The 26,559-nt window shown below is 43.0% G+C and carries 25 protein-coding genes, 1 tRNA gene and 1 rRNA gene; 10 read left to right on the forward strand and 17 right to left on the reverse strand.

Going from position 1 to position 26,559, the window contains the following annotated elements:
- Nucleotides 1–7: 7 nt before the first annotated feature.
- The 4 genes from AC1DSE_RS06365 to AC1DSE_RS06380 all read right to left on the reverse strand — a co-directional run bounded on the left by AC1DSE_RS06365 (nucleotide 8) and on the right by AC1DSE_RS06380 (nucleotide 1,542).
- Nucleotides 8–98: transfer RNA gene (locus AC1DSE_RS06365), tRNA-Ser, on the reverse strand.
- A gap of 80 nt (nucleotides 99–178) precedes the next feature.
- Nucleotides 179–391, reverse strand: coding sequence for a DUF951 domain-containing protein (locus AC1DSE_RS06370; RefSeq protein ID WP_054025760.1), 213 nt, complete (start codon nucleotides 389–391; stop codon nucleotides 179–181).
- Nucleotides 381–1,256: a mechanosensitive ion channel family protein gene (locus AC1DSE_RS06375; protein WP_076266582.1), complete on the reverse strand. Its 876-nt coding sequence runs from the start codon at nucleotides 1,254–1,256 to the stop codon at nucleotides 381–383. The genes AC1DSE_RS06370 and AC1DSE_RS06375 overlap by 11 nt, the downstream gene beginning before the upstream one ends.
- A 31-nt stretch (nucleotides 1,257–1,287) precedes the next feature.
- Complete coding sequence (locus AC1DSE_RS06380; protein ID WP_076266583.1) at nucleotides 1,288–1,542, reverse strand: putative Se/S carrier protein; 255 nt, start codon at nucleotides 1,540–1,542, stop codon at nucleotides 1,288–1,290.
- A 112-nt stretch (nucleotides 1,543–1,654) separates the two neighbouring features.
- Here AC1DSE_RS06380 and yyaC point away from each other — a divergent pair, with 112 nt between their 5' ends.
- Complete coding sequence (gene yyaC / locus AC1DSE_RS06385) at nucleotides 1,655–2,263, forward strand: spore protease YyaC (RefSeq protein WP_339205822.1); 609 nt, start codon at nucleotides 1,655–1,657, stop codon at nucleotides 2,261–2,263.
- Nucleotides 2,264–2,278: 15 nt separating this feature from the next.
- Here the strand turns inward: yyaC and AC1DSE_RS06390 are convergent, their stop codons facing one another.
- From AC1DSE_RS06390 to rpmH, 12 genes are all read right to left on the reverse strand, one after another.
- Entirely contained in the window at nucleotides 2,279–2,761 is a 483-nt protein-coding gene (locus AC1DSE_RS06390; RefSeq protein ID WP_477511808.1) for a DUF4446 family protein, read from the reverse strand.
- Between the two features lie 27 nt (nucleotides 2,762–2,788).
- Nucleotides 2,789–3,961, reverse strand: coding sequence for an aminotransferase class V-fold PLP-dependent enzyme (locus tag AC1DSE_RS06395; protein WP_477511809.1), 1,173 nt, complete (start codon nucleotides 3,959–3,961; stop codon nucleotides 2,789–2,791).
- A 104-nt stretch (nucleotides 3,962–4,065) separates the two neighbouring features.
- The gene (locus AC1DSE_RS06400) at nucleotides 4,066–4,917 is read right to left on the reverse strand and encodes a ParB/RepB/Spo0J family partition protein (protein ID WP_441878064.1); all 852 of its coding nucleotides are present in this window, start codon (nucleotides 4,915–4,917) and stop codon (nucleotides 4,066–4,068) included.
- Nucleotides 4,898–5,671: a ParA family protein gene (locus tag AC1DSE_RS06405; RefSeq protein WP_076266588.1), complete on the reverse strand. Its 774-nt coding sequence runs from the start codon at nucleotides 5,669–5,671 to the stop codon at nucleotides 4,898–4,900. Before AC1DSE_RS06405 ends, AC1DSE_RS06400 begins: the two co-directional genes overlap by 20 nt.
- Before the next feature lie 207 nt (nucleotides 5,672–5,878).
- Nucleotides 5,879–6,697, reverse strand: a complete 819-nt coding sequence (gene noc / locus AC1DSE_RS06410; protein WP_076266589.1) for a nucleoid occlusion protein — start codon at nucleotides 6,695–6,697, stop codon at nucleotides 5,879–5,881.
- Between the two features lie 585 nt (nucleotides 6,698–7,282).
- A complete protein-coding gene (gene rsmG, locus AC1DSE_RS06415; RefSeq protein WP_477511810.1) occupies nucleotides 7,283–8,005 on the reverse strand; it encodes a 16S rRNA (guanine(527)-N(7))-methyltransferase RsmG in 723 nt (240 codons plus the stop codon).
- Between the two features lies 1 nt (nucleotide 8,006).
- Complete coding sequence (gene mnmG, locus AC1DSE_RS06420) at nucleotides 8,007–9,896, reverse strand: tRNA uridine-5-carboxymethylaminomethyl(34) synthesis enzyme MnmG (protein WP_076266591.1); 1,890 nt, start codon at nucleotides 9,894–9,896, stop codon at nucleotides 8,007–8,009.
- Nucleotides 9,897–10,313: 417 nt separating this feature from the next.
- Entirely contained in the window at nucleotides 10,314–11,693 is a 1,380-nt protein-coding gene (gene mnmE / locus AC1DSE_RS06425; protein WP_339205832.1) for a tRNA uridine-5-carboxymethylaminomethyl(34) synthesis GTPase MnmE, read from the reverse strand.
- A gap of 96 nt (nucleotides 11,694–11,789) precedes the next feature.
- A complete protein-coding gene (gene jag / locus AC1DSE_RS06430; protein WP_076266593.1) occupies nucleotides 11,790–12,413 on the reverse strand; it encodes an RNA-binding cell elongation regulator Jag/EloR in 624 nt (207 codons plus the stop codon).
- Nucleotides 12,410–13,162 (reverse strand): YidC/Oxa1 family membrane protein insertase, encoded by a 753-nt coding sequence (locus tag AC1DSE_RS06435; protein ID WP_477527503.1) that lies wholly within the window; start codon nucleotides 13,160–13,162, stop codon nucleotides 12,410–12,412. The genes jag and AC1DSE_RS06435 overlap by 4 nt, the downstream gene beginning before the upstream one ends.
- Nucleotides 13,163–13,434: 272 nt before the next feature.
- Nucleotides 13,435–13,806 carry a ribonuclease P protein component gene (gene rnpA / locus AC1DSE_RS06440; RefSeq protein ID WP_076266594.1) on the reverse strand — a complete coding sequence of 124 codons (372 nt, stop codon included), beginning with the start codon at nucleotides 13,804–13,806 and terminating at the stop codon, nucleotides 13,435–13,437.
- A gap of 127 nt (nucleotides 13,807–13,933) precedes the next feature.
- Nucleotides 13,934–14,068: a 50S ribosomal protein L34 gene (gene rpmH, locus AC1DSE_RS06445; protein WP_054025773.1), complete on the reverse strand. Its 135-nt coding sequence runs from the start codon at nucleotides 14,066–14,068 to the stop codon at nucleotides 13,934–13,936.
- A 640-nt stretch (nucleotides 14,069–14,708) separates the two neighbouring features.
- Here rpmH and dnaA point away from each other — a divergent pair.
- The 6 genes from dnaA (at nucleotide 14,709) to gyrB (ending at nucleotide 21,158) form a co-directional block, all read left to right on the forward strand.
- Nucleotides 14,709–16,064: a chromosomal replication initiator protein DnaA gene (gene dnaA, locus AC1DSE_RS06450; protein WP_076266595.1), complete on the forward strand. Its 1,356-nt coding sequence runs from the start codon at nucleotides 14,709–14,711 to the stop codon at nucleotides 16,062–16,064.
- A 322-nt stretch (nucleotides 16,065–16,386) separates the two neighbouring features.
- Nucleotides 16,387–17,529 (forward strand): DNA polymerase III subunit beta, encoded by a 1,143-nt coding sequence (gene dnaN / locus AC1DSE_RS06455; protein ID WP_076266596.1) that lies wholly within the window; start codon nucleotides 16,387–16,389, stop codon nucleotides 17,527–17,529.
- A 37-nt stretch (nucleotides 17,530–17,566) separates the two neighbouring features.
- Nucleotides 17,567–17,782, forward strand: coding sequence for a S4 domain-containing protein YaaA (yaaA, locus tag AC1DSE_RS06460; RefSeq protein WP_076266597.1), 216 nt, complete (start codon nucleotides 17,567–17,569; stop codon nucleotides 17,780–17,782).
- Nucleotides 17,783–17,809: 27 nt separating this feature from the next.
- Nucleotides 17,810–18,919 carry a DNA replication/repair protein RecF gene (gene recF / locus AC1DSE_RS06465; protein WP_477511811.1) on the forward strand — a complete coding sequence of 370 codons (1,110 nt, stop codon included), beginning with the start codon at nucleotides 17,810–17,812 and terminating at the stop codon, nucleotides 18,917–18,919.
- Between the two features lie 30 nt (nucleotides 18,920–18,949).
- Complete coding sequence (remB, locus tag AC1DSE_RS06470; protein WP_054025778.1) at nucleotides 18,950–19,201, forward strand: extracellular matrix regulator RemB; 252 nt, start codon at nucleotides 18,950–18,952, stop codon at nucleotides 19,199–19,201.
- Nucleotides 19,202–19,247: 46 nt separating this feature from the next.
- Nucleotides 19,248–21,158 carry a DNA topoisomerase (ATP-hydrolyzing) subunit B gene (gene gyrB, locus AC1DSE_RS06475; RefSeq protein ID WP_076266599.1) on the forward strand — a complete coding sequence of 637 codons (1,911 nt, stop codon included), beginning with the start codon at nucleotides 19,248–19,250 and terminating at the stop codon, nucleotides 21,156–21,158.
- Between the two features lie 32 nt (nucleotides 21,159–21,190).
- Here the strand turns inward: gyrB and AC1DSE_RS06480 are convergent, their stop codons facing one another.
- Nucleotides 21,191–21,964, reverse strand: a complete 774-nt coding sequence (locus AC1DSE_RS06480; protein WP_441878046.1) for a YheC/YheD family protein — start codon at nucleotides 21,962–21,964, stop codon at nucleotides 21,191–21,193.
- Nucleotides 21,965–22,252: 288 nt separating this feature from the next.
- Between AC1DSE_RS06480 and gyrA the strand changes: the two genes are divergently transcribed.
- The 3 genes from gyrA to AC1DSE_RS06495 all read left to right on the forward strand — a co-directional run.
- Nucleotides 22,253–24,736 carry a DNA gyrase subunit A gene (gene gyrA / locus AC1DSE_RS06485; RefSeq protein ID WP_477511813.1) on the forward strand — a complete coding sequence of 828 codons (2,484 nt, stop codon included), beginning with the start codon at nucleotides 22,253–22,255 and terminating at the stop codon, nucleotides 24,734–24,736.
- A gap of 105 nt (nucleotides 24,737–24,841) precedes the next feature.
- Nucleotides 24,842–25,915 (forward strand): HD-GYP domain-containing protein, encoded by a 1,074-nt coding sequence (locus tag AC1DSE_RS06490; protein WP_477511814.1) that lies wholly within the window; start codon nucleotides 24,842–24,844, stop codon nucleotides 25,913–25,915.
- A gap of 419 nt (nucleotides 25,916–26,334) precedes the next feature.
- A 16S ribosomal RNA gene (locus AC1DSE_RS06495) occupies nucleotides 26,335–26,559 on the forward strand; the annotation flags it as partial.

A 26,559-nucleotide genomic window follows, 5' to 3' on the forward strand; every position in this document is an offset into this window, starting at 1 on the left:
AATATAATGGCGGAGAAGGTGGGATTCGAACCCACGCACGGTTTGACCCGCCTAGCTGATTTCGAGTCAGCCCCCTTGGGCCTCTTGGGTACCTCTCCGCATGTAAAAATTATTGTATCACAGTGCTTGTCAACGCGCAAGTATTTCCTTAAAACCACTCAGCCGTTCGTACTTTTGCTTACGTTAAGCCTTCTTCAGAGGCTTTGGAGCGTAGCACCTTTTTCATGTTTTTTTCAAATTTAGCTCTAGGGATTAGAACGCTGTGCTTACAACCGACGCATTTAATGCGGATGTCCATCCCCATTCGAATGACTTCCATTTCATTAGAGCCGCATGGATGCTGTTTTTTCATTTGAACAACATCACCTAGCTCAAATTGCTTACGCTCCATCTTTTTCGCCTCCCTTTCCATTGCGATGATAAGTGACCATTCGAGGATACGGAATTTCAATACCGCTCGCATCTAATGCCTTTTTCAGCTCCATATTTAACTTGCGAGATACGATCGGATGCGTATTCGGTCGACACTCAGCAATCACTCGAAGCGTTACCCCTGTTGGAGCAATAGCCTGAATACCAAGCACTTCCGGTGCATTAATTAAATTTTCATCCTTCATCGTGATCATCGTATGTCGAATGACCTCTAGCGCACGATTGACTTCTTCCTCAAAAGCAATCGAAATATCAACAACCGCGATGCTATTATTAATCGAGAAGTTTGTAACCTCATTGATCATGCCATTGGGAACAATATGAACCTCCCCGGTCCAACTCTGAATACGGGTTGTTCTAAGTCCAATGACTTCTACGGTCCCTTTGAATTGCCCTGTCTGAATCACATCGCCTACAGCGAATTGATCTTCGAGTACAATAAAAAATCCCGTAATAATATCCTTCACCAGGCTTTGCGCACCGAACCCGACAGCAAGTCCGAGTACACCTGCTCCTGCGAGCAATGGCCCTAAATTAATCCCGAATTCAGACAATATGAGCATAATGGTTATAAAATAGACGACGTAAGAAGTTACATTTTTCATCAGCTTGCCTACGGTTGTCATTCGCCTAGTGTGGTTGATCAACATCTTGTTCTCACGCTCTAAAATAATTCGATCAATGGTTTTATGGATTACCCATACAACTACACGGCCAATGAATAAGAACATAACGATTCGCAGCGCAGAACTACCAAATGCTTGCCATAATTCATTGTTTGTCAACCAATCAACAAATTCATCATATCGTTCTCTGATTGACATCACAATTCCTCCTTATTAACTTTGAATATATTTACATGTCGATTTGCTCATAACCGGCTTCAATCGGCTTAAATATACCTCTAACTTCCACGTTTTCCTGCACAATAACTTCCTTAACCGTTATCAAATCTTCCTCAGGAAAATGAATAGATAATGCGCAGCCGGCTGTAATTTCCTTCGGCGTGGGACATATGTCAATTTCAATATCTGCGTATTCGAGCAGCATTTCTGCACGCAATGCTTGCTGAGTTGAATCGAAGGCAATTAACACAAGCAAGACCTCCATTAAATTAGCATGACAAACTTTCTTGGCAAACAAAATATCAAAACTATCTGACGTATAAAATGGTTGTCCTATCCATATACTAGTAGCATATCGGTATAATCGGAGGGATTCTATGAAGCTTTCATTTATTAAAGAGACGCCTTTGAAGGTACCCTACACCACCGCAAACGTAATTGGCATGCTAGTAAATCGACTTACAGCCATGCTCGAAGAAATGGCTGCTGCACGCCCCATCGTAGTTGTCTGCGTAGGCACGGACCGTTCAACAGGAGACTCTTTAGGACCGCTGATTGGAACCTCACTATCGAAATACCGCAGCCCTCATTTCTCACTATTTGGCACGCTTGAAAATCCGGTTCATGCTATGAATTTAGATGATACCCTTATCGAGATCAATCGGCGGTTCCACAAACCATTTGTGATTGGCATTGATGCCTGCCTTGGTCAAGTATCCAGCGTAGGCAGCATTCAAGTTGGTGTAGGCCCTGTGCGTCCTGGTGCTGGCGTCAACAAGGACCTTCCTCCTGTTGGCGACATTCATATTACTGGTATCGTTAATGTAGGCGGATTTATGGAGTATTTTGTGCTGCAAAACACTCGTCTGCATCTCGTTATGAAAATGGCCGACATTATTTCGCTCAGTTTATTTACTGCTATTGCGAACAATGCGCATATCACGACCAGCGTTCTTGAACAAACCGCAGCTTCGGATAATATTTAATAACAAATAAATTTCCTATTTTGCTTCCAAAATAGCTTTATGCTCTTCAGGGGTTAAAGGGTATACTGATTGGCCTTTTTCAAGAGGTTTTGCATAGACATAAGTATTCTCCCTGCTATGAATACCTGAAAATACGGCTCCATCTTTCTCATCATTGATAATTGCGATTGAAAAGCTGAGATCACTGCCCTGTTCAGCAAAAGCATTATAACGAATGACGCCTACTTTTCCTTTTTGCTTTGTTACAGTAGATTGCATATCAATTAGCTGAGCCTTCAGCTCCGTATTCGCTTGCTGCTGCTCGGCAAGGCCTTGCTTCAATTCAACAATGACATCTTCCATATTCGTCACACCTGTATTCCCCATAACCGCTGTATATTGCTTTCTTAGCTTTTTCAGCCGCCCGCCTAAAACCGCTATCCAAATGAATAATACGATGGCAAATAACGCAATGCCCACCGTAACTGCATTCATCGGATTTGATGTCCAATCTTCCATCTTAGCTACTCCGCCCCCAGTTCAATGCTAAACGCCATATTGCTGTGCAATCTCTCTGATTGCACCTGTCAACGCATCAATTTCTTCATTCGTTGTAAATACACCGACACTTGCTCGTATAGCTCCTGTTTCCAATGTTCCTGCACAAGCATGTGCGAGTGGAGTGCAATGAAATCCAGCTCGCACAGCAATTCGGTAATGCTGATCCAATATGAATGATAATTCAGAAGGATCAACGCCCTCTAGGTTAAAAGCTACAATACCTGTTCTTTGTTCCCCAAGCTCTGGTCCCAGTATTTTGACTCCCTTTACTGGTTCAAGGCCTTGCATTAATCTCTGAGTAAGCATCCATTCCTTAGTATGGATATTGTGCACCGTCTCATTCAGAACATACTGTACACCGGTTTTGAGCCCTGCCAAGCCCGGTGTATTTTGTGTTCCCGCCTCATAACGATCTGGCCTCACTTGAGGCTGCTCTACTGCCTCAGATTGGCTTCCTGTCCCACCATGCAATAAAGGCACCAAGTCAAGCTCAGGATCGATGTACAGCCCTCCTGTGCCTTGTGGGCCGAGCAACCCTTTGTGTCCCGGGAAAGCCAGCATGTGAATGCCCATTGTTCTTACATCTATAGGTAAAATACCTGCACTTTGCGCGGCATCAACTAACAATTTTATTCCATGCTTCCTTGTTAGTTCAGCTATATCTGCAACAGGCATAATTGTTCCTAACAGGTTGGAACTATGATTAACAATAGCAAGTGTTGTGTTAGAACGAATAGCTGAGGCAACATCATCTATGTTAATCTTTCCACGTTCATCTGATTCTACATATGTCACTTCAATACCGATTGTCTGTTCCAGATAATATAATGGTCTTCTTACTGAATTATGTTCAACTGAGGTTGCGATAACATGATCACCAGGCTTCAACCAACCTTTTATCGCCATGTTTAATGACATCGTCGTATTAGAGGTGAATGCTATGTCATTCGGGTTTTTTATGTTAAATAGTTTAGCCAATTGTTTACGCGTTTCAAATAATATTCGACTTGCTCGCACAGCCATAGCATGACTGCCTCTTCCCGGATTAGCAGCGTCATTTAACATAGCATTAACAACTGCTTCTGTTACTGCAGGCGGCTTAGGCCAAGAGGTTGCCGCATGATCCAAATAAATGAGTGATTGGTTATGATTGCTCACGAATTTCACACCTTTCCTAGCTACCTGCTCACAACAATGGCATACCTTAGTTTAATCTTTCAAAAGCAAGATTACAACTAAGGTATGCCATTGTTTGGTATAGTCTATGCCATGTATTGAAGCAATTCTAGCAAACGTTCCAAATCCTGTTTACTATAGTATTGTAGCTCAATTTTGCCTTTATCTTTTTGCTGTTTAATTTTCACTGTCGTTTTAAATCGTTCACGAAGCGACTCCTCTAAATGGTCAATATACGGATCGCGTTTTTTCTGATTCGGCTTCGCTGTATCTTCCGGCTGCTTAGAATCAAGCTTCTGAATCGCCTCTTCAAGCTCGCGGACACTCCACTCTTGAGAAACGGTAAGATCTGCTAATTCCTTTTGCACCTTATCATCTTTAATGCCGACCAACGCTCTTGCGTGACCCATAGAAATTGTTCCACGTGAAACATTATCTTTTATTTCAGTTGGCAACGAAAGCAACCGAACGAAGTTGGCAATATGAGAACGGGACTTTCCGACCTTCATGGACAACTCTTCTTGCGTAAGCTTGAACTTATCGATAAGCGCCTGATAAGCAATTGCAACTTCAATTGCATTCAAATCCTCGCGCTGTAGGTTCTCAATTAAAGCAATCTCCATAACCTGTTGATCAGTAAACGATCTTACTACAGCAGGTATAGTCGCATTTCCACAATATTGTGAAGCACGGAAACGTCTTTCACCTGCTATGATTTCGTAACCTTTCAATACAGTACGAACAATAATAGGTTGAATGATGCCATGCTGCTTAATGGATTCTGCTAATTCTTTAATCGAATCCTCATCAAATGTTTTCCTAGGTTGATACGGATTAGGCCTTAGTTGGGATAAGGTAATTTCAATCACTTTATCATCGTCATTCACAGAAAGCGATGGGATAAGCGCATCCAGCCCTCTACCTAGCCGCTTGCTCATACATAATCACTTCCTTTGCGAGTTCAAGATAAACTTCTGCACCTTTAGAACGCGGGTCGTATGTGATAATAGCTTGTCCATGTGATGGCGCTTCACTTAAACGTACATTACGTGGAATAATCGTTTGATACACTTTTTGTTGGAAATACTTTTTCACTTCTTCAATAACTTGAATTCCCAAATTCGTTCTCGCATCAAGCATGGTCAGAAGAACACCCTCAATTTGAAGCGATGTATTTAAATGCTTTTGAACGAGTCGAACCGTATTAAGCAGTTGACTCAAACCTTCAAGAGCATAATATTCGCACTGAATAGGAATAAGAACAGAATCAGCTGCGGTTAACGAATTTATCGTTAATATCCCAAGTGACGGAGGACAATCAATAAGCACATAATCGAAATCATCCTTAACCATATGCAAAGACTTTTTCAAACGCAGCTCTCTTGATATCGTCGGCACTAATTCGATTTCGGCACCAGCCAATTGAATCGTTGCTGGAATGATTTTCAGACCTGGAACAGCCGTCTCAAACATTGCATCTTTTGGATGGACTTCATTAATAAGCACATCGTAAATACAATTCGTTACGTCCCCTTTGTTAATACCGAGACCACTTGTTGTATTCCCTTGTGGATCAATATCAACTAGCAGCACTTTTTTACCAAGTGATGCAAGACAGGCAGCTAAATTGACAGACGTTGTCGTTTTTCCGACACCGCCCTTCTGGTTGGCTATTGCAATTATCTTCGACAAAACCGGCTCACCTCTATGTGTACAACTTTTATGTGCTATTTTCTTAAGATCCATTAACGTAAAAATGCTAATAACATAAAACTAGTTAATTATCATGAATCATACATGTACAGCACATTTAATAAAAAACTAGCTACAAATGGCATCGCCGCCCTCAGTGAGGACGGCACAAATAAGCATTAAATTATACTATTTTAAGATATAACTCTATCTTTTAGGGATCTGGATCGTAATTTCATAATGATCTTCATGATCCTTTTCATTCGTCTTAATTTGCAATCCAGATCCAGAAACCATTTCAATGGATTGTCTGATTGTATTAAGGGCCAGACGTACGTCCTTAGTAAAAGAAATACGTTTCGCTTTCTTGAGTTTGGTTGACTCTTTTAGGAAAGCGATTCTAACCTCAGTCTGCTTAACATTCAAATCTTTAGTTATGATTTCATCTAATACTTTAAGCTGCAACTCTTCATTATCGAGCGACAACAAAGCCCTTGCATGTCGTTCCGTAATTTTCCGTTCCATTAAAGCCATCTTAATCGTATCATTCAACATTAACAATCTTAATTTATTGGCAATCGTCGATTGACTTTTCCCTAGACGCTGAGCCAAGCTTTCCTGTGTTAATTGATGAAGCTCGATTAATTTTTGATAAGCTATCGCTTCCTCAATTGCTGATAAACCTTCTCTTTGAAGATTCTCAATTAATGCAATGGAAGCTGTTTGTGAATCGTTGAATTCACGAACAATACCAGGGATCGTATCGTAACCTAGCTTAGTAACAGCACGCCAGCGACGTTCCCCTGCTATGATTTCATATCTTCCATTACGCATACGAACAACGATAGGCTGAATAACACCATGCGTTTTTATCGTTTGACATAATTCTTCAATTCGGTCATCATCAAAAATCGTCCGCGGCTGAAATGGGCTTGCGTCGATTTCTTGAATCGGTATTTGCCGAACTTCTTCTTGCGGTATGCGCTGCTCGGACAGGCCGAACAATCGAGAAAATTGTTCTTTCATATCGATAATTACCACCCGATCATGAGATAAACCTTGTTTTTAATCACTTCAAAAGAAACCATAACCCCCATCATAGTAATGGGAAGCATGCGTTTCACACAAAATGTCAGCATTAACACTAGTAAACTAGGAAAATGTCTCCATTCTATTAAAAAGCAATTACAAGGTTTTTGCAATAAATACGCTTCAGCAGTAAGATTGGTTCATTGCCAATTGGATTATTTCGGTTACTAGAACCTCTCTCAGGTAATAATCGTCAACTGCACGGCGAACATCCATAACAAAATTCATTCGGAAATGATAGGAGAGGCTTCAGTTAAAATATAATCAGGTATGGCTGTAAAGCTTGATACGATGCTTATATTTGCCCGTGATACGAACTTCAATGTGTCTTATGAAGACGTTTATTGGTTCGTCTATGTAACGGTATCGTCCAGTCTCTTCATCTACTATAATAATTCGACTATCACTGGACGATCTCCTGCTTGACATCATTTTAGAACAAATAATTGTTATAAGAAAATGGAAGTTCTTTTCCCCAAGTAACCATTTGCAAAATGTTTCACGTGGAACATTAGATGCCAGCTACATAAGTGGCTGTTTTAGTGGAGTGCCTGCTTTTCTAGGGTATTTACGCGGAGTAGCATCTAGCTTCTCTATTAAAACAATATGTCGCTCTGATTGCTCGTTTGGAAGTGATAACTGATGCTGTGATTTAATTTTTCCTTTGAGCTCTCTTAGGCTTAAAGCTGCCTCCCGAACTTCTTCATCCGATTGCGAGCCTTTCATAGCAGCAAACAATCCACCTTTTTTTACGAAGGGCAAACAAAATTCATTTAATACATTTAATCTCGCAACTGCCCTTGCCGTTACTAAATCATACTTGTCACGGTGGTCTGGCAATTGTGCAATATCTTCAGCCCGGCCATGCAAGCATAAAACCTGATCTAAACCAAGCTGCTCTTTCAGATGCGTTAGGAATTGTATTCTTTTATTCAAAGAATCAACAATCATGATTTGCAAATGAGGAAAACAAATTTTCAAAGGAATACTAGGAAAACCCGCTCCTGAGCCTATATCAGCAAGCTTACGAACACTGTCCATCTTCGTATAAAAAGAAAGCGATACGGAATCATAAAAATGTTTCTCGTATACAGCATCTCGTTCGGTAATGCCGGTCAAATTCATTTTCTCATTCCACTCAACGAGCAGGCGATAATAAGTTTCGAACTGTTTAAGCTGAAAGGGAGAAAGCGGAATGCCGCTCTCCTCCATTCGTTTTGTAAACCATTTTAAAGTTTCGTCCATATTATGATCCTCTCGCTGCAGTAACACGGTTGTAATGTTCCAAGTAAACAAGCAGTATAGAAATATCAGCTGGTGTAACACCGGCAATCCTTGACGCTTGACCAATAGATAGCGGTCTGATAACAGAAAGCTTTTGCTTCGCTTCAGATGCTAAGCTGCGAACATCACTATAATCAATGTCATCAGGAATACGTTTTTTCTCCATTTTGTTCAAACGTGCTACTTGCACAAGCTGCTTCTCAATATAACCTGCATATTTAATTTGAATTTCAACCTGTTCCTTCATTTCCTCTGTCATTTCTGGAACGGAAGGTACAACCGTTTCCAGCATCGCATAAGTAACTTCCGGTCGACGAAGCAACGATAACGCATCAGTGCCATGCTCCATTGGCGCTGTACCCGCTGCTATCAGCATTTCATTTGCTTGATCAGGTTTTACTTTAGTTCCGCGTAGACGTTCAATATCCATTTCAACCAATTCTTTTTTACGCAAAAATTTATTGTAACGTTCTTCCGAAATAAGACCGATTTCGTAGCCAGTTGGCGTTAGACGATAATCTGCATTGTCGTGGCGAAGCAGCAATCGATATTCCGCTCTTGAAGTGAGCAAACGATAAGGATCGTTCGTCCCCTTCGTAACAAGATCGTCGATCATTACACCGATATAGCCATCTGCACGACCGATAATAATCGGTTCTTTCCCTTGTACTTTGCGTGCAGCATTAATGCCAGCCATAACGCCTTGTCCCGCTGCTTCCTCATAACCAGAAGTTCCGTTTATTTGTCCAGCTGTGAATAAACCGTCAATCACCTTTGTCTCCAAAGATGGCCACAGCTGTGTAGGAACTACCGCATCATATTCGATCGCATATCCGTTACGCATCATCTCAACTTTTTCCAAACCTGGTATAGAACGTAAAATACCAAGCTGTACATCTTCCGGCATACTTGTGGAGAGACCTTGTACATAATACTCAGAGGTATTTTTACCTTCTGGCTCTAAGAAGATTTGGTGTTTTGGCTTATCAGCAAAACGGACGATTTTATCTTCAATAGAAGGACAATATCTTGGGCCCGTTCCCTCAATTGCACCTGAGAACATTGGCGCACGATGAAGATTGTCATTGATAATTTTGTGCGTCGCTTCAGATGTATATGTTAACCAGCAAGGCAATTGCTCGTTTGTGGAAGATTCCGTCTCATGCGAGAAAAACTTCGGTTTGTCGTCGCCAGGTTGAATTTCTGTTTTCGAAAAATCAATCGTATCTTTGTGAACACGCGGAGGCGTACCTGTCTTGAAACGTACAAGCTCCAAACCATGCTCCTTCAAGCTTGCCGAAAGTCTGACTGACGGCTGTTGATTATTTGGTCCGCTCTCATACATCAGCTCGCCCATAATAATTTTGCCGCGCAAATAGGTGCCCGTTGTAACAACCGTTGTCTTTGCACGATACTCAGCGCCTGTTTTTGTAACGATTCCTAAGCATTTACCATCCTCAACAATAAGCTCTTCAGCCATACCTTGTCTCAGAGTCAAATGAGGTGTTTCTTCAATTGTCTTTTTCATTAAATGCTGATAATCAAACTTGTCAGCTTGCGCACGCAGTGCATGCACCGCTGGACCTTTACCTGTATTAAGCATCCTCATTTGAATGAACGTTTTATCGATATTACGTCCCATCTCACCGCCGAGCGCATCAATTTCACGCACCACATGGCCTTTTGCCGGTCCGCCGATAGATGGATTACATGGCATAAAAGCAACCATGTCTAGATTTATTGTAAGCAGCAGCGTTTCGCAGCCCATACGTGCGGCCGCAAGTGCAGCTTCACAGCCTGCATGCCCCGCTCCAATGACGATCACGTCATATTCACCAGCTATATATCTCATTGTCCTTTACCCTCCTAAAGGTTTTCGTAGAAAACCACTTCGTAAGCATTATCTTAGGTTTTCGTAGAAAACCACTTCGTAAGCATTATCTTAGGTTTTCGCAGAAAACCACTTCGTAAGCATTATCTTAGGTTTTCGCAGAAAACCACTTCGTAAGCATAACCGAAGGCTTTCATTGAAAACTTTCTTATGCCCCATCATTTCAGTGAAACCTATATGCTGAATAGAATAATGATTTGCTCGATATTCTATTTCCTTAATTAACACTTAGAGCTGCGCTAATCTTAAATCACAGAGACAGCTGGAAACTCTGCCTCATTTGCGAAATCACTTTTTAGCAGCGAACTAACTTTACTTCTTCATTAAAACCACATGTTGTAAGTTTAATTCATATCGGCTGCAAAAGCCTACTTCCATCTATTTCCCTAAGCAGAACTGCGAGAAAATTTGATCGATCAATGAATCTCCAGCCTCATCACCCAAAATTTCACCAAGCGACTCCCACGCGGATCTGGCATCGATTTGAATGAGGTCAATCGGTATTCCTGTATCAGATGCTTCTATTGCATCGACTAGCGATTGCCTTGCCCGCTTCAATAAAGCAATATGTCGAACATTGCTCACATATGTCAGATCACCTGATTCAAGCTGGCCTTCAAAAAACATCTCGCTTATCGTCTTCTCTAAGCGGTCTAACCCATCTTCCTCAAGAACCGACATTTTAACGATGGAATCGACCGGAATCGACTCCTCCACCACCTCAATTTCTAATTGACGCGGCAAGTCAGTCTTATTTATGATCGCAATGACTGGGCGACCCTTCATTTGCAACAATAGCTCCCGATCATCAGCTTGCAACGGCTCATTATAGTTCAGCACTAGCAAAATGAGATCCGCTTCTTCAAGCGCATTGCGAGAGCGCTCCACCCCAATTCGCTCAACAACATCCGTTGTTTCACGAATACCAGCCGTATCGAGCAGTCGAAGTGGAATTCCGTTTAGCGCTACAAATTGTTCAATGACATCACGAGTCGTACCTGGGATATCGGTAACGATAGCCTTATTCTCCTGCGTCAGTACATTCATAAGAGACGATTTACCGACATTGGGACGCCCAACGATTGCTGTTACAATACCTTCTCTTAGTATCTTGCCTTCGTTTGCGGTTTTTAACAGACGATCTATTTCATTAATAGCAGAATCGCATTGGTCACGAATAAACGAGCTCGTCATTTCCTCTACGTCATGCTCCGGATAATCGATGTTCACTTCTATATGGGCAAGCAGCTCAATGACCGTCTGCCGCAAAGCTTTAATCCGCTTCGACAGAACGCCCTCCGCTTGTTTGCGGGCAACGGAAAATGCTCGATCAGATTTGGATCGAATCAAATCGATAACAGCCTCTGCCTGCATAAGATCGATTCGACCATTCAGGAAGGCACGCTTCGTAAACTCGCCTGGCTCCGCTGTGCGATAGCCGTCCAGCTGCAATACGACATCAAGCACCTTTTTAACAGCAATAACGCCGCCATGTGCGTTAATTTCGACAACATCCTCCGCGGTAAACGAACGGGGGCCTCTCATCAGCGTAACAAGTACTTCTTCAACCTCTTCTCCAGACCTCGGATCGAGAATATGACCATAATGCAGCGTATGTGTATCCGCATCATTTAGATTTATTTTCGAACGAAAAACACTCGCGATACCTGCAATTGCCTCAGGTCCGCTTACTCTAATTATTGCGATTCCGCCTTCTCCGACTGCTGTGGAAATGGCAGCTATCGTATCATGTACCATTGCTGTCAGCACCTCTCAAATGGAAAAACAGCAATGACCATTATGAGCCATTGCTGTGGATAGCGTATTGATTCGTATACATTTATAATGTACAGCTTATTGTCTTAATGCAATAACGACTCGCCGGTTCGGCTCATCGCCTTTACTAAACGTTTTCACCTTAGGGTGGTTCTGCAACTGCGAATGAATAACTTTGCGCTCATGCGGCGACATCGGCTCCAAGACAACTTCTTTCCTTGTGCGGATAACTCGTCCCGCCAAACGATCGGATAAATCCGCTAACGTTTTGCGGCGGCGCTCCCGAAAATCTTCTGCATCAAGTACGATACGCAAATGACTGTCTGAATAACGATTAGCCACAATATTAACCAAGTACTGTAATGCATCCAACGTTTGTCCGCGACGTCCAATCAGCATGCCAAGATCTCCACTGCCTGTTACAGCAATATGTATACCGTCTCTTGTTTGCTTTCGATCGATGTTTACTTGCAATCCCATCGTGCCAGCCACTTCACGGAGGAAATTCTCCGCTTCAAGCATGGGATCGGGAATAAGCTCAAGCTCAACTTTCGCTTCCTTTGCGCCGAACAGTCCAAAGAAACCTTTGGTTGGCTGCTCAAGCACAACTTGTTTAACGCGGTCTTCAGTTACTTGCAATTGTAATAATCCGTTACGTACAGCATCTTCTACCGTTTTCCCCGATGCAATGATTTTCTTCATTTCGCAGGGGCCTCCTTACCTTTGTCAGATGAACGAACGTATAGGAAGTAGTTTTGAATGATTGTGTAAATGTTGCTGTAAACCCAGTACAAAGGAAGAGCCGCTGGGAAAGAAAGTGCCATTACAAAAATGAGCACAGGGAAGATCGCCAGCATCATGCCCATACCTKGCATTGTTTGTGTTTGCTGCTTCTGCATCATCTTTGACTGAATGAACGTTGTAGCGGCAGCGAGAATAGGAAGAATGTAATACGGATCTTTCTCTCCAAGCTGAAGCCACAGGAATGTATGCTCACGAATATCAGGGTTTTTGTAGATTGAATTGTACAAAGCGATAAAAATCGGCATTTGAACAATTAGAGGCAAACAGCCCGCCATCGGATTTACCTTATGCGTTTGGAAAAGCTTCATTGTCTCTTCTTGCTGCTTTTGCGGATTGTCTTTGTGCTTTTTCTTAATTTCAGCCATTTGCGGCTGCAACGCTTGCATAGCTTTGGAGCTGCGGTACTGTTTTAGCGTTAACGGCAAAATCAATGTTCTTACAATGATCGTCAGGAGCAATATCGCAAGTCCGTAGGAGTCGCCAAACCAGCCTGCGAACGTATCAAGCGTTAAGGCAAAGTAATAAACGACGTTCTTCTCCCAGAAGTTCCCCTTCAATAGATCAGCAGTCTCGGTTGTCTCTGTTGATGGAGCGCCGCATCCTGCCAGCACACCCATAAGCAGAACAAGACCGAACACTAAAATCATTTTCTTGTTTTTTGTCCAAAACAACAACTTTAAAACTCCTCTCTGAAAGCCATTACATCAAGCGTCAGCGGCAATAGCCGTGCTCTTGCGGCGCAGCATATGTTTCGTGGAAAAATACAGGCATTGTATGACTAATACAATCTTATATTTTCATTCTAGACTATACCATAATTTATGKGACAAAGAAACAACGAGACTATCCTTGCATCCGCTTTCTTGGCGCATGCTGTATCGCGTTTTTTAGGCATGCGAAGCAAGCCGGCAAAATATCGTTAATCTGCCTGCTTCTCTTTAGAAATACTCGTGCTTTTCAGCAAACCGGCCTTCTTCAATACATGAAGAACGCTCTTCTCCATATCCTTCATCTTCATCAATGTAGCAGGCTTTCTTACTATTAGTATGAAGTCGGTTCTGGGAACGATTCGATTGGCTTGGTGACGAACAATTTCTTTAATCATTCTGCGCATGCGATTACGTACTACCGCATTGCCTATTTTTTTACTTGCCGATACACCGAGGCGAAATGGTTCCGCCGATGGTTGCTTCGACCAATAGACGACGAATTGCCCATTCGCAAACGATTTGCCGCCTCGATAAATCCGGCTGAAGTCTTCACGATTGCGAAGACGCAATTTTCTATGCACGACTGTTGGCCACCGTTCTCTTGTTCATCTTCTAAGTATAGTCAGCAAGCGAGCAGCCTAAGCTGCTGCTCACTCACTCCTCATCCTCACAAGCAAAAAAAAAAGACCACCGGACGTGGTCTTCTGCTTATGCGCTCAGTACTTTTCTTCCTCTTTGACGACGCGCTGCCAAAACTTTACGTCCGTTCTTCGTGCTCATCCGTTTGCGGAATCCATGCACTTTCGCGCGTTTGCTTACATTAGGTCTAAATGTAGGTCTCATCGTTCTGCACCTCCTATACTGCGTGTTTCCAATCAAGCGTAAACGGCTCTCGCCGTCATAGTTTGACGGAGCAGCATCGTTTCGCGGTGTATATAAGCAGCATTATAAGCATGCACCTATAACGTCTTATATTTAAAAAAACGCTTTTTTTATTAAACCATGCCCAGCCCCAAAAGTCAATGATCAGCTCCAGCACCCTCTTGTTGATAAAAATAATTTCAAGTCAGCTGTGGATAAACGCATGAATTGACTTCATTTATCAAAAACTAATAACATGTGCACAATCCACAGGCGGGTTAAACGAACTTTGTCGAAATCTTAACAAGATATAAACAATATGTAGTGGTGTAGATAACTTTTATGCACAAGCAGTTGAGAATGTGGATAAAATATGCGATTTCGTTGAAATATAAGGCATCTTTTGCTATGATAATTATGTTTTCACTGTGGATTAGATCAATATTGCCTCAGTTTTATCAACAGCCTGTGGATAACATTGTGAACAAACTCATCCCCTATTTATAACTCATTCACTTATTTCTCTTCATAATGTGGATGCTTTCGTTATAATACCCTTGTTTTCGACATTTTTTCTTGCAACTGCGCCACTTGTGGCGATTTGGATAAGGAGTGACAGTCTGTGGACAGCCATACCTATGATTTATGGCAGCAAGTGTTGTCGATCATACAGACGAAATTGAGCAAACCGAGCTTTGACACTTGGTTCAAAGCAACGAAAGCTAATTTTGTTGATGATTCCATGCTTGAAGTAACAGCGCCGACAACATTTGCGGCCGAATGGCTGGAGGGCCGTTATACGAAGCTAATAAGAACGACACTGTTTGAGTTTTTGGGCAGACAAGTTGATGTTCGCTTCTCTATTGAGGAGCCGAAGGGTGCGGAGCCCGCATATATGTTCCCGCCGAAAGCGGTGCATTCCCCTGTCATGAATGAGGAAGCGACACCTACTCATATGCTTAACCCGAAGTATACGTTTGATACATTCGTTATCGGTGCTAACAACCGATTTGCGCATGCAGCATCGCTTGCCGTAGCGGAAGCGCCGGCCAAAGCTTACAATCCATTGTTTTTATACGGTGGAGTTGGGCTAGGCAAAACCCACTTAATGCATGCCATTGGCCACTACATCATGGATCACAACCCGAATACGAAAGTTCTTTACATCTCGTCTGAGAAATTCACCAACGAATTCATTAACGCTATCCGTGATAATCGTGGTGAAAGCTTCCGTACAAAGTATCGCAATATCGACGTTCTGCTCATTGACGATATTCAATTTCTAGCCGGAAAAGAACAGACGCAGGAAGAGTTTTTCCACACCTTTAATGCGCTGCATGAGGAGCGGAAACAAATTGTCATTTCAAGTGACCGGCCTCCAAAGGAAATTCCTACGCTGGAAGAAAGGCTTCGCTCTCGCTTTGAATGGGGACTTATTACCGACATTCAGCCGCCAGATCTGGAGACGCGGATTGCAATACTGCGCAAGAAAGCACGCGCTGAGAATCTAGATATTCCTAACGAAGCGATGATCTATATCGCTAATCAAATCGATACAAATATTCGTGAACTGGAGGGTGCCCTTATTCGGGTAGTCGCCTATTCATCCTTGATAAATGCAGACATTACGTCGCATTTGGCGGCAGAAGCGCTTAAGGATATCATTCCTTCCAGCAGACCTAGAATGATTACGATGCATGATATTCAGACAAAGGTTGGGGAGTTCTACGGGCTGCGGCTAGAGGAATTCAAAGCGCGGAAACGAACGAAGGCGGTAGCCTATCCTAGGCAAATCGCAATGTATCTATCCAGGGAGCTCACCGATTTCTCGCTTCCGAAGATTGGCGAAGCTTTTGGCGGGCGTGACCATACAACCGTTATCCACGCACATGAGAAAATTACACAGCAGCTTAAAATAGATCAGGACCTGTACAAAATCATTCAAAACCTGACCGAAAAGATCAAAAATCATATGTGAACAACTAAGCAAGCCTATGCACAAGCTATGCACATGTGGATAGGCTTGCTTTATCGGTCTTCCAAGGGGTTATCCACATATTCAGTGCCCCTACTACTACGACTACTAAAAATCTTTAAAAAAACATCATCAAATACGGCAAAACGGCTGATGCCAGCCTTTACAGGCAAAAGCTCGCTTCGCGGTTAAGTATAAGGTTTGTATAACGTTTAAAAATAAACGCAAAATCATCAAAACATAACCAAATTACGCCATTTTCAAAAAAAATCGTTTGTGAGAGCTCATACTTGGATGAATTTATAAGAACGCTAGGAGTGAAATCATGAAATTAACAATCTCAAAAAATGAATTAAACGATGCGATACAGCAAGTAGCAAAAGCTGCTTCCTCACGTCCTGCTATACCTATTCTCGGCGGTATCAAAATTGAGGTTACTCATCTTGGGGTAACACTTACAGCAAGCGATACCGATATCTCTATTCAAAGCTTCATCCCTGTGGAAAGAGATCAATTCGTTATTGCACATGTGGATAAACCGGGAAGCGTCGTTTTGCCCGCAAAGTTTTTCGTGGAGATTGTAAAAAAACTCCCATCCGAGCAAGTCGTTATCGATGTGAGCAATACTTACCAGACGATGATCCGTTCGGGCTCTACTGAAATACAAATGGTGGGACTTGATCCGGAAGAATTTCCAGTACTTCCTTCCATCGAACAAAACGATATATTGCAAATGCCTGGCGATCTATTAAAAGCAATGATTCGTCAAACTGTGCTTGCAGCCTCAGCAAGTGAACAAACGCCYATTTTGACAGGTGTACTTTGGAACTTGCTTGAAGGGGAATTGAAATTTGTAGCAACGGACCGCCACCGTCTAGCAAGCCGTACGGCACAAGTTGAAACAGAAGCACAGCTCAAATTCAGCAATGTCGTCATTTCAGCGAAAACACTAATTGAGCTATCCAAGCTCGTTCCAGAGCAAAATGCTCTTGTCGATATCGTTGTAACAGACAACCAAGTGTTGTTTAAACTCGGAAATGTATTATTTTATACACGTATCCTTGATGGAACTTATCCCGATACTTCTAAAATTATTCCGCAAACGTTCAAAACAGAACTTGTACTTGATACAAAAAATGTGATGGACGCGATTGATCGTGCCTACCTCATGTCTCGTGAGGAAAAAACGAATATCGTACGCCTTATGACGCTTGAAGATGGAACGATTGAAATTTCATCCAGCTCGACTGAGCTTGGACGAGTAACGGAGCAGCTTGAAGCAAAAGAATTTAACGGTGAGCCTCTTCGAATCGCATTTAACTCTAAATATATGCTAGACGTCCTTAAAGTCATTGATAGCGAGCAATTGTTTATTGGCTTTACAGGCGCAATGAGCCCTATTATTATTCGTCCTATGGACCATGCATATAGCATGTATGTCATCTTGCCTTATAGAACAACGGGCTAAATCTCAAATATAAGCAAGAAAGGGCTGACCTATTTTCATGAAAGAAATCGCCATCAAGACGGAATATATAACGCTGGGCCAATTTTTGAAGCTTTCTGATTGCATTCAAACCGGCGGTCATGCGAAGTTTTTCCTTCAAGAAAACACTGTCGTTATTAACGGAGAAGCGGATAACCGCAGAGGAAGAAAATTGTATGCTGGCGATAAAGTAGAGGTTGAAGGCTGCGGCGTCTTTACGGTAGGTAAAGAGTAACGCACCAACGGACCGGGAGGTCAAAACGTGTTTTTAACGAGCATACAGCTGCAAAATTATCGGAACTACAGCGAGATTGACTTGCAAACGCCGAATAAGGTCAATATTTTTCTTGGGCAAAATGCTCAAGGCAAAACTAATTTGCTAGAGGCTATATTCGTACTTGCTTTAACGAAGTCTCATCGTACCTCTAAGGATAAGGAGCTTATTGGCTGGCAAGAAAGCTCCGCTCGCATTACTGGTGAGGTCGATAAGAAGTACGGAGCGATTAAGCTGGATCTCCTTTTCTCAGCGCAAGGAAAAAAAGCGAAAATAAACGGACTTGAGCAGCGTAAGCTCAGTGATTTCATCGGTTCGGTAAATGTCGTCATGTTTGCGCCAGAGGATCTTGAAATTGTAAAAGGAACGCCGGGAGTGCGAAGACGGTTTCTCGATATGGAAATCGGACAAGTACAGCCCGGCTATTTGTATACACTCCAGCAATATGGAAAAGTGCTGCAGCAGCGCAACAATTTTTTGAAAGCCTCCTATCCTGGGGGGGCAAATCAAACGATGCTTGAGGTGTGGAATCAGCAGCTCGCAGAGCATGGTGTTAAAATCATGAAAAAAAGGAAACACTTTATACATAAATTACAAACGTTTGCAGAACGAATACATGCAGGCATAACGAACGGGACTGAGCAGCTCACGATTGACTACCGTCCTTCTTTTGATACAGATGCCCAGCAAGATGAATCTGTTTTATTTGATCAATTTATGATAAAGTTAACACAGGTGAAAGATCAGGAGATTCGCAGAGGTGTTACGCTCGTGGGTCCGCATCGCGATGATTTGGCGTTTTTTATCAACGGCAAAGAAGCGCAAGTCTACGGCTCACAGGGGCAGCAGCGAACAACGGCCCTGTCTTTAAAATTGGCAGAAATAGAACTCATTAACGAGGAAATCGGTGAGTATCCGATTTTGCTGCTTGACGATGTGCTGTCAGAGCTTGATCAGAACCGTCAGACACAGCTTATTGAGACATTTCAGAGCAAAGTACAAACCTTTATTACAACGACCGGCCTTGAAAGCGTGAATGTGAGCAGGCTTCAGGATGCCGGCATCTATCATGTGCATGACGGCCGAGTGACACGTTAAATTGCGAATAGGAGAGGTGAGGAAGAGGACATGTACATCCATTTGGGCGGCGAGAAAATAATTCGGGCTGCGGAGCTCGTGGCCATCTTTGATATTTCTATCGAGCAATCCTCTAAACTATCCAAGCAATTCGTTGCGGGAGCACGCAAGCGTAAGGACGTTGAAACGATAGGCGAGGAAGAGCCAAAATCGATCGTTGTAACGAAGCAAAAAATATATTATTCGCCTATTTCATCCTCTACGCTTAAGAAAAGAGCCCATCAGTTTGTGGCTAACGGCTAGAGCGAAGGCGATCAGGAACAGCAGTTGAGAGGAGCAGTGAAGTTGCATGTCTTTGGAACAGCATACGTATGACGAGAGTCAGATACAGGTCTTGGAAGGTTTAGAGGCGGTACGCAAACGTCCGGGGATGTATATTGGCTCCACTAGTGGCAAAGGTCTTCACCATCTCGTATGGGAGGTTGTTGATAACAGTATTGACGAGGCTTTGGCCGGTTATTGCTCAAAAATCGAAATTATCGTGCATGAGAATAACAGCGTAACGGTTATCGATAATGGACGCGGTATCCCTGTAGGAGAGAATGCGAAACTGAAAAAATCGACGCTAGAAGTCGTTATGACTGTTTTGCATGCGGGAGGTAAGTTCGGCGGAGAGGGCTATAAAGTATCCGGCGGCTTGCACGGGGTCGGCGTATCTGTCGTAAACGCACTGTCCGAGCTTGTCATTGTTCAAGTAAAACGCGAAGGCAATATCTATCAGCAAGAGTACCGCAAGGGTGCTCCGCAGTATGATATTAAAATTGTCGGCGAGACAACGGAAACAGGTACTCAAGTAACATTTAAGCCTGATACAGAAATTTTTACGGAAACGACCGTATACGACTATGAGACGCTGCAATCGCGTATTCGCGAGCTTGCGTTTTTGAATAAAGGCATTGAAATTGTGCTTAGTGATGAGCGTACTGGCGTATCCAATACGTTTAAATATGAGGGCGGTATTATCGAGTTTGTAAAATACTTGAACCGCAATCGCGAACCTTTGCATGAGCTGCCAATTTATGTGGAAGGCTCGAAGGATCATATCCAAGTAGAAGTCGCTCTACAGTATAATGACAGCTACACCGAGAATATATACTCTTTCGCAAATAATATTAATACACATGAGGGTGGTACGCATGAGTCGGGCTTTAAGAGCGCACTTACGCGTATTATTAACGATTATGCCCGCAAATCAAATCTCATCAGGGATAATGATTCGAATTTCTCCGGCGATGATGTGCGTGAGGGCTTGACGGCTATTATTTCTGTCAAAATCCCGGAACCGCAATTTGAGGGACAAACAAAGACTAAGCTTGGCAACAGCGAAGTCCGCGGAATCGTAGAATCATTTTTTGCTGAGAAGCTGCAGGAATTTCTAGAAGAGAATCCTTCTGTTTCGCGCAAAATCGTAGAAAAAGGTCTATCTGCTGCTCGTGCTCGTGAAGCAGCGCGCAAAGCGCGTGAGCTGACTCGCCGTAAGAGCGCTCTGGAAGTTGGCTCTCTACCTGGTAAGCTTGCTGACTGCTCATCCAAGGATGCATCGATCAGCGAACTGTACATCGTAGAAGGTGACTCTGCCGGTGGATCTGCCAAGCAGGGCCGCGATCGTCATTTCCAAGCCATTTTGCCGCTTCGCGGTAAGATTTTGAACGTAGAAAAAGCGCGTCTCGATCGTATTCTTGGCAATGCTGAGATTCGGGCAATGATTACAGCGATGGGCACCGGTATAAGTGATGATTTCGATTTAACTAAAGCACGTTATCACAAAATCATCATTATGACCGATGCGGATGTCGATGGCGCTCATATTCGTACGCTCATCTTAACGTTCTTCTATCGCTATATGCGTGAAATTATAGACGCTGGCTATATTTATATTGCACAGCCTCCTCTATTCAAGATCGAGCGTAATAAGGTCATTCGCTACGCGCAAACCGAGAAGGAACGCGAGAAGATTTTGGCTGAATTTGGAGAAGGCGTAAAAGTAAACGTTCAGCGCTATAAAGGTCTTGGAGAGATGAACGCTACTCAGCTTTGGGAGACAACGATGGATCCTGAAAGCCGTACGATGCTCCAGGTAACGATTGAGGATGCAATTGAAGCGGATATCGTGTTCGACACGCTTATGGGCGATAACGTTGAACCGCGCCGCGAATTTATTCAAAAATACGCTAGATACGTAACGAATCTAGATGTTTAAAATAAAGGATCTCGTAAAGAAGCAGCCGCCCATTATGGACGACTGCTTCTTTTTTTAAATCGGCCATAGGCGACTGCATAACGATATACTTTATGAAAAACATTTTGGTCAGGCAGCTTTCGAAAGATAAATGGGTCGGGTAGTGTATTGACTTCCAAAATCCATGGATGCAGTTTTGCATCAATTGCGATGTCCACGCCTAGCTCTTTTATATTGGGGTAGGCACCTTGTAACTGGTTGGCAATCGTAATGCTGACTTTTCTTAATTTGTTTTTGAAGGCAGCAAGTTCTGAAGCATTAGCATGATCGCCCATGAGCCGCTCAAGAGCCATCGGAGTCCCGCCGCTGTGATAATTGGTTACTATTTTCGCAGGATGGGCGAGTCTACCGATAATGCCAGTGGCCTCCCATTCGTTATGAGGGTTTTTCTGAACCATAACGCGAATATCGAAGCGCCGCTTTTGATGTTTTAGCAAATGGATACCTTTTTGAACAAGATAGCTTCGCTTCTTCGTTTGTTGAGCTAGCTTATGGTATAACTGGTCGAGTGTTGAGAAAAACAAGATTTTTGTCCCTAGCTGATAGCGATATCCGAGAGCAGGTACAGTAGTTCTCTCCACGCGGATGACGCCATTGCCGAACGTACCGTTTATCGGCTTGACGTAGACCATACCATATTCACTAAGCATTGACTGAAGGCTGCCGCGTCCGAATAGTTTTGTTGGGGGCATATAAGAGCGTAAATAGTCAGATTTCAACATGACTTTTGTTTTGGCCCATTTGCTCGTAACGCGTTGTATACTCAACGATTTTTCTCCTTTCAAAATGCTGCTTTTACAGGTCATCGATTTCAAATGATGCAGGAGACAGACTTTCGATTGAGTGGTATAATGAAAGTTGGGTCTGTTTATTTTATGGCAGGTTTTCATGTATGGAGAGCGGTAATTCACCTATTTTTAGCAAGTAAAGACGAAAGTTTCGCAGGAATTCCAAAAGCATGAGCGCAAAAGGTTTATATGCTCGCTTTTTGAGAAAGTAATATAAGAGTTATGTTGATTTAAGAGTAGCTATAGATGGCGTCAGGGAGGTAAATCATGGCGGAAGAACAACGTATGTCTGTAAGAGATCGAGATATTGGTACGGAGATGCGGGATTCCTTTATGGATTACGCAATGAGTATCATCGTAAGTCGCGCTCTTCCCGATGTTAGGGATGGACTTAAACCAGTGCATCGACGTATTTTGTATGCGATGTCTGAGCTGGGCATGTCACCGGACAAGCCCCATAAGAAGTCAGCGAGAATTGTAGGAGAAGTAATCGGTAAGTATCACCCGCATGGTGATTCCGCAGTTTATGAGTCGATGGTACGGATGGCACAAGATTTCTCCATGCGTTATATGCTCGTAGATGGACATGGTAACTTTGGTTCAGTTGATGGCGACTCTGCAGCTGCCATGCGTTATACGGAAGCTCGTCTTTCGAAGATGGCAATGGAGTTGCTACGCGATATCAACAAGGAAACGATTGATTTCATTCCTAACTATGACGGTGAAGAGTCGGAACCAGTTGTATTGCCAGCACGTTATCCAAACCTTCTCGTAAACGGGGTTACTGGGATAGCGGTTGGTATGGCTACGAATATTCCACCTCATAACTTGAATGAGGTTATCGATGGAGTACAGGCGCTTATTGTTAATCCTGACATTACACCACTCGAACTCATCGAACACATAAAAGGTCCGGATTTTCCAACAGCCGGTTTTGTAATGGGCCGTATGGGGATTCGTCAAGCTTATTTGACAGGCCGCGGTTCGGTAACAATGCGAGCAAGGGCGACGATTGAAGAAAATAACGGCAAAGCGCGCATCATTGTGCATGAACTGCCTTATCAAGTCATTAAAGCTCGTTTAGTTGAGAAAATTGCCGAGCTCGTTCGCGAGAAGAAAATTGAAGGTATTACTGATTTGCGAGATGAATCGGATCGTAACGGCATGCGCGTAGTCATTGAGCTTCGTCGTGATGTTAACCCGAGCATCGTACTTAATAATTTGTACAAGCATACACAGCTGCAATCCAACTTTGGGATTAACATGCTGGCACTCGTAAATGGTGAGCCTAAGACGCTTAACATACGCGATATGCTTTATCATTATTTACAGCATCAGATCGAGGTTATTCGTCGTCGTACGGAGTTTGATCTCAAAAAGGCTGAAGCTCGCGCACATATCTTGGAGGGCTTGCGAATAGCGCTTGACCATTTGGATGAGGTCATTGCACTCATTCGCGCTTCCCAAACAGCTGATCAAGCTCGTGAAGGCTTAATTACAAGATTCTCGCTCAGCCATGAGCAGGCGCAAGCGATTTTGGATATGCGTTTGCAGCGCCTGACTGGTCTGGAAAGAGATAAAATAGAAGCAGAGTATGCAGAACTTATGCGTAAAATTGCTGAATATAAAGCGATTCTAGCTGATGAGCAGCTTGTGCTCGATATTATTAGCACAGAGCTTGCTGAATTGAAGGATCGTTTCGGTGATGAGCGTCGTACGGAGATAATGGCAAGTGATGAGGAAATTCTCGATGAGGATCTTATTCCTCGTGAGGATGTTATCATCTCCATTACTCACACGGGCTATATCAAGCGTTTGCCGGTTGGCACTTACCGCAGCCAGAAGCGCGGCGGCAAAGGCGTTGTCGGCATGGGTACTAAGGATGATGACTTTGTTGAGCATCTATTTGTATCCAATACGCATCACTACCTGCTGTTCTTTACGAACAAAGGTAAGGTGTATAAGCTGAAAGCCTATGAGATTCCTGATCTTAACCGTACTGCACGCGGTACGCCTATTATCAACCTCATTCAAATTGAACAGGGTGAGACAATCAATGCGGTCATACCTGTACAAGAATTTGATTCGGAACATTACTTGTTCTTTGCTACAAGGCAAGGGGTTGTGAAGAAGACTCCGCTTGATGACTACGTCAACATTCGGAAAGTCGGATTGATCGCAATCTCACTTCGTGAGGACGATGATCTAATTGGCGTTAAGCTGACTGACGGTAACCAGGAAATTATTATGGGAACTGCGCAGGGCATGTCCATACGTTACTCTGAGCAGGATGTCCGTTCTATGGGACGTTCCGCTACAGGCGTGAAAGGTATCCAGCTTGATGATGAAGATACCGTTATTGATATGGATGTTATCGTACCGGATAACGATATCCTGATCGTTACCTCCAAAGGTTACGGCAAGAGGACACCAGTGGCCGATTATCGTATTCAGAACCGTGGCGGTAAAGGGATTAAGACGCTTAACGTAACCGATAAGAATGGACCGATCGTCTCACTAAAAGTGGTTGAGAATGATGAGGATCTTATGATTATGACTTCATCTGGCACGATGATTCGTACCAGCATGGAAGGCATATCTACGATGGGACGGAATACGCAAGGCGTAAGGCTGATTAATACACGCGAAGATGATACGGTAGCGACTGTTACACGTGTTGCTCGCAGTGAAGAGAATGAAGCTATAGATGAAAATGAAGAGCAAGATGGCGGCGAAACGACGCAAGAATAAATGAAAGCAGACGCAGCTGACTCCGTCGCATGACGGGTCAGCCTAGGTTTGCTTTATTTATGGGAGTACATAATTACTATTCAGGCACAAGGGGAGAGGACTCTCGTGGCAGCAGTAACATTATTACATCTCAAATTAGGCGACAAAATCATTGAAGATGTCCTCACCCCACTTGGCAGTGTTTTATTTCAAAAGGGAAAGATCGTTACCCCTAAAGAAATAGAAATATTGCAAGCATTTCTCGTCACAAGTGTCGAGATTGAATCGAATATTGATTTGAGCAAGACAAAAGAGGATACCGATGAGGATGCAAGCCAAGAACCGAGTTCAGCATTAGTCGCATCTCCCCTTCATGAAGAGTACGACAAAATGATTATTGTTTTACGCCAAGTATTTAACACTGTTGCAGCGGGTCAAGCCATGCCGATCATGGATGTACGCAAGCAGCTTGAAAAAATGCTGGAGCACATAAAGAGCTACAACTTGCTGACCTTTGTACCGCGTCAATTTTTGGAGAAAGATTATTTGCTTCATAACAGCATTACGTCTGCATTAACCTCCTATCAAATTGCACAGTGGACGGGCTTTCCTCAAAAGGATTGGATGCAAATTGCATTTGCCGGTTTATTGCATGATATCGGCAACGTCCGAATTGACAAAGCAATCTTGACGAAGCCTAATACATTATCAACAGAAGAAAAAGAAGAAATGATGCGTCATACGGTTCTTGGGTACCAATTGCTCAAGAATGTATCTGCTCTTAATGAGGGTGTAAAGATGGCGGCGCTTCAGCATCATGAGAAGGTTGATGGAACAGGTTATCCGCTCGGCATTGATGCGACGAAGATAAACCCGTACGCCAAGATCGTAGCGATTGCTGATATATTTCATGCAATGACTTTGAACAAGGCATATAGGAAAGCTGCATCTCCGTATCTCGTATTGGAACAAATCCAAAGCGATTCCTTCGGGAAGCTGGATCCTACTTATGTCCGTACATTTGTAGAGAAGGCTACTCAGTTCCATAATGGGACGGTCGTTAAGCTTAGCGATGAACGTATTGGAGAGATTGTATTCTCGGATCGTAATTATCCGACTAGGCCTTGGGTATCCATTGAAGGTGTCATTGTAAACTTAATCGTAGACAGGCATCTTCATATTAAAGAAGTGCTCAGATAAGCGAATTCGTCAAAACTTTAAGTAAGTACAGTGTAACGATAAGGAGACTAAACGAAGTCTTCTCACCGTAACATTGTACTTACTTTTTTTATTGTATTAGAAGAATAATTAATGAAAGTTAGGAAATTATATAATATGTTGTAGCAAGTTATATTGTTTAAACAAGCCATTATGGCAAGCTGCAAAGGTGAAAAGAAGGTATGAAATGCTAATGCAAAAAGTTTTTCGCAAATAATGAAAAAAACACTTGCAATGCCATAGGCGCCTATGATATATTATCTAGGTCGCCAACGAGATACACGGTCGACAAGAGAGAAAAGATTGCTCTTTGAAAACTGAACAACGAGTAATAACTGCCTCGCAAATCCTTCGGGATAAGCGAAAAAAGCGATAAAAAAGTAATGAGCATTTCAAACACCAATTTGGAGAGTTTGATCCTGGCTCAGGACGAACGCTGGCGGCGTGCCTAATACATGCAAGTCGAGCGGAGTTGATGAGGTGCTTGCACCTCTGATGCTTAGCGGCGGACGGGTGAGTAACACGTGGGTAACCTGCCTATAAGACTGGGATAACATTCGGAAACGAATGCTAATACCGGATACGCGATATGGTCGCATGACTGAATCGGGAAAGATGGAGCAATC

Source organism: Paenibacillus sp. 01L418 (assembly GCF_056400045.1).